The sequence below is a fragment of the Enterococcus pallens ATCC BAA-351 genome, from assembly GCF_000407485.1.
Taxonomy (GTDB): Bacteria; Bacillota; Bacilli; order Lactobacillales; family Enterococcaceae; genus Enterococcus_A; species Enterococcus_A pallens.
The window spans coordinates 1-3,671 of the sequence record NZ_ASWD01000013.1 but is presented as its reverse complement, the minus strand read 5'-3'; the positions used below and the strand labels follow the sequence as shown (position 1 = coordinate 3,671).

The window sequence follows — 3,671 nt, the reverse complement described above, 5'->3', positions numbered from 1 at the left end:
GAGTTGTCAACGGTCGTGCCACTACTTTCATCGGATATTAAGAATAGTTATATTCAAGAATTTTCTATTCAACTTATACCGTCGTATCTTTTCTGTTAAGAGAAAGAACGTTACCCGCTTCCGACGTTCCTTATTGACTATCTTTAATAAAACTTAGGTGCTCACTATACTCCGTTGCCAGCTCCACGACCAGTTATCATGTGAGGAGATTACTTACTGCCTGATGTGTTCATTCCTCTGGCAAAGTGCCTTTTAAGCACGAGAGCTATTTCTAACCCTTGAGTGTTACGAAGCGTACATTCGCAAGTTCGTCAGATGTTTACATCATTCTCACCATATTTTATTGACTCCATACATTAATCGTCCAGTTCCATTAGATTTATTAATTCTTTTGGCTTTCGACAGCTAAATTGTTTCGGTTTACTTTCATGCATATGTTACCCAGCTATGGTTGCCTTTACCGTATACGTTACGATAAAAGGTTAGGGCATATTAGAGGATACGTTTCAGGGCGTTACTCCATCATTCCAGTATCTTATCAATAAAGTTCAGTTCTTGATTTGGCAAAGCCAACGAGTGAACTGCTAGTCTCCCTGATAACTTATTAGGCTATCTTTTGACTAGAACGTCTCGCACCAGACATCACCCCCTTTACGTACCACAAGGGCAGGGTGGAAAATCAATTTAGCGTTTTTTCTTTTTGCCTTTTTTCTTCTTTTTGTTGGCTTCGTGATAGGCTCGGATTCGATCTACTTGAGCTTTTCGCGAATTCACAGGCTTTTTGGCCGCGAGGCTATCCGATTTTGACGACTCAGAATCAGCAGTTAAAGCTTCTAACTGCTGGGATACTAAGCTTGGTGCGGCTGTGTTTGTCTTGGCTGCTTCAGCAATAATTGTCTGTGCAACAGGAGCCTTCAAAGAAGGAGAAGCTGCCACTGGTTTCTTTTCGATAGAGTTCATCGTTTCTGCTGCGGGAACAGCTGCTTTGACTGCTTTTGGTGCAATTGCTTCTTTCTTAACTGCAACTTCTTCCATTACAACTTTTTCTTGCTTTGTTTCTTCTTCTACAAGTGTTTCCGGCATTTCAGAGACTTGGGGTGCTTCTTCAGAAATAATATGTGCCGCAAAAATATTGTTAGGATCAGCGACATAAGCTTCTGGTGTTGGTTTTGACAAATCAAAAAGCGGTGTTTCAATGGTTTCAACGAATTTCGCTGAAACGACTTTGCAAAATTGACGAATGCCATCTTTTTCAAATAAGTGGATGGTTGTCATAGCATCCAAGGCTGACTTGATATCCTCTGGGCTTTTGTTTGGATCTGGATCATTAAAGCTCCAGCTGTGGTTCTTACCTGCGGCGTTTTCAAATACGGCTGCTAGTTTTAACATAATTTTTCTCTCCTTTAGTTGTTCTCTCAGGAACTTTCTAGTGTAGTAAATTCAGGTGCGACAACAGTTGACGGGACGACGGACATTAATTCAGTAGTGACATGTTCAGGTGGAAAACACCGAGCTGACAGGATCTTCCACTCTTTTTCATTGAAGTATTCTCTAAAGAAATAGAAGTAACGGCGCAATGCACGAGTGATTTTGTTGTTGGCGAATAGATGCTTCACCAAGTCCTGCAGGAACAATTCAAAATCGCTTTCGCCTAGCATATGGCGAACTTTCATGGCTAACAATAGTTGGATCGTTACAGAACTATCACGAGTTTCCTGGTAATAATGAGTGATTTGATCTTCAAGTGTTTTGCGTTTCAAATGAAACAGCTGGTATTGAGTGAAGGGCTGTTCAGTCATTGGTTGTTTCCTCCTTTAGCTCCCGCGACTTTTTAGCCGCGGGGCAATTTAGTGTTTAAAAGATTGGTGTTTCTTGGGTAGTGACAAACTCTGCACTTTCAACTGAGAAAAACTGGCGAATGCCGTCTTTCTTGAATAGGTTCAGAGTAGTTAGTTCTTCTAACGTTGCTTTGATTTCCGCTGGAGACTTGGTAGTATCTGGTTCGTTATACCTCCAGGTCTGGACTTTGTCGGCTTCGGTTTTGAAGCGGACAAGTAATTTTGTTTCTGGCATAGGTTCCTTCTTGATTAGTATTTAGTAACACGAGTTTGGTTAGTGACGATCACACTATCTAAGCTGCTGCCATCTCCAGCTAAGTCAGCCATGACTTCACCTAATTTAGTGATGTCAGCTTCTGCTGGGTTAGTGACGATGTTACTGAAGTTGACTTTCTTTTGTTTGTCTTTGCCTGCTTGTTCGATTTGTACCTGTAATTTTGTGCCTAGCTGTTGAATCATTCGTATATCCTCCTGTGGAATAATTTTTTGTTCCGGCCGGTGACTAAACAATAAACCAAAGAATTTAAAGAACAAAATGCCAATCTTCAATGAACCCCCCACAATGTTCAATGGTCTTTTCAGAAAAACCTTGATTTAATCGCATAGTATAATTTACCTTATTGAATATTCTAGGGGGGCCATTGAACATTGCAGATTTAACTGGAAAAGAACGTTGAGCGGTGACAAATCAAGGTTTATCTTGAATAAAGTAAGTAGAAGAGACATGAATACTGAACAAAAAATAACTAAAATCCTTCGAAATGAAACGAATAGTCCAGAGTATTCCATCTTTTTTAGACAATTATTGAAAAAAACAGTAAGAAAAAATTTTTTCCTTTCTTTTGCGTATATTTTCATGAATTGTTCGCTAAGAACCGTTCAAAAAAATATGATGATTTTGATCGCAAAAACTCACCATGCTATACTTAAGGTGACTCTTTCGCGATCAGCGAAAGGATGGAACACATGCAAAAATATACAGCTACCAACGATTTGCTATTCCGAAAAATGCTTACGTCAAAAGATTCTGGTGTTATCCTAAAAGCTTTTGTTAAGGATATGCTGGGCAAGGAATTCAAAACACTGACACCCCGAGAAACTTACCACATTGACAGTTACAAGAAGACCCATGACACGATGAAAATTATGCGAACCGAAGTAGATGTACTGGCGGTGGCTGAAGACGGCAGTCAAGTAACCATCGAAATGTTATGAAAAGTAAATAGTTATGTAAAGAACATCAAAATAGTGCCCGTAGATCAACTATCGTGATGCTCTTTACTTTACATAACTAAAGTGAAGTTTTCAACCATTCAACCAATTCTGATTTTTTTTCGTCCGTATACTTTGTATCAGAATGAACTTCTGAATAGTTTTTTTCCAATATCCTTCGCTTTATTTCTGGGTTTACCCTTGCATAAATTTCTGTCGTATTCACTGAGGCATGTCCTAATAAATCTCGGATATAAATCAAATTAACCCCAGCTTCCAACAAATGCATGGCTTTACTATGCCTCAAACTATGGTTGGAAATTTTTTTGAGAAATAAGTGTGGATTCTCCTGTCGAGCTTTTTGGATATTTTTATCCAATATATACTGGACGCCTGCTCGGGTCAATTTCTTATTTACATTATTTCGAAAGACGTATTGTTCTGAAGAAATATTCAGATTTTGATCTTTAAGGTATTCCCTCAGTAAGTCACGGACTTCTAATGAAAAAGGTATTTGACGATATTTAGCGCCTTTTCCAAGAACCTCCACTGAAGGTGGCGAAGAAAAGCGAATATTACATATTTGGGTCTCAATTATCTCTTGAACGCGACAGCCTGTAT

The 3,671-nt window shown here is 39.1% G+C and carries 6 protein-coding genes; 1 reads left to right on the top strand and 5 read right to left on the bottom strand.

All coding sequences use genetic code 11. The features are described from left to right. Window positions 1-684: 684 nt before the first annotated feature. From I588_RS27135 to I588_RS26250, 4 genes are read right to left on the bottom strand one after another with little or no spacing between them, the layout of a single operon-like run. Window positions 685-1,389, bottom strand: a complete 705-nt coding sequence (locus tag I588_RS27135) for a DUF2922 domain-containing protein (protein WP_010758656.1) — start codon at window positions 1,387-1,389, stop codon at window positions 685-687. Window positions 1,390-1,415: 26 nt separating this feature from the next. Further along, window positions 1,416-1,799 (bottom strand): hypothetical protein, encoded by a 384-nt coding sequence (locus I588_RS26260; RefSeq protein ID WP_010758655.1) that lies wholly within the window; start codon window positions 1,797-1,799, stop codon window positions 1,416-1,418. Between the two features lie 55 nt (window positions 1,800-1,854). Further along, the gene (locus I588_RS26255) at window positions 1,855-2,073 is read right to left on the bottom strand and encodes a DUF2922 family protein (RefSeq protein ID WP_010758654.1); all 219 of its coding nucleotides are present in this window, start codon (window positions 2,071-2,073) and stop codon (window positions 1,855-1,857) included. Between the two features lie 14 nt (window positions 2,074-2,087). Continuing rightward, complete coding sequence (locus tag I588_RS26250) at window positions 2,088-2,297, bottom strand: DUF1659 domain-containing protein (RefSeq protein WP_010758653.1); 210 nt, start codon at window positions 2,295-2,297, stop codon at window positions 2,088-2,090. Window positions 2,298-2,804: 507 nt separating this feature from the next. On the opposite strand from I588_RS26250, the gene I588_RS26245 reads away from it, so the two are divergent. Beyond that, the gene (locus tag I588_RS26245) at window positions 2,805-3,053 is read left to right on the top strand and encodes a hypothetical protein (protein WP_010758652.1); all 249 of its coding nucleotides are present in this window, start codon (window positions 2,805-2,807) and stop codon (window positions 3,051-3,053) included. Window positions 3,054-3,129: 76 nt separating this feature from the next. Here the strand turns inward: I588_RS26245 and I588_RS26240 are convergent. Continuing rightward, on the bottom strand, window positions 3,130-3,671 hold a 542-nt coding region (locus I588_RS26240), incomplete at its 5' end, for a tyrosine-type recombinase/integrase (protein ID WP_016250102.1).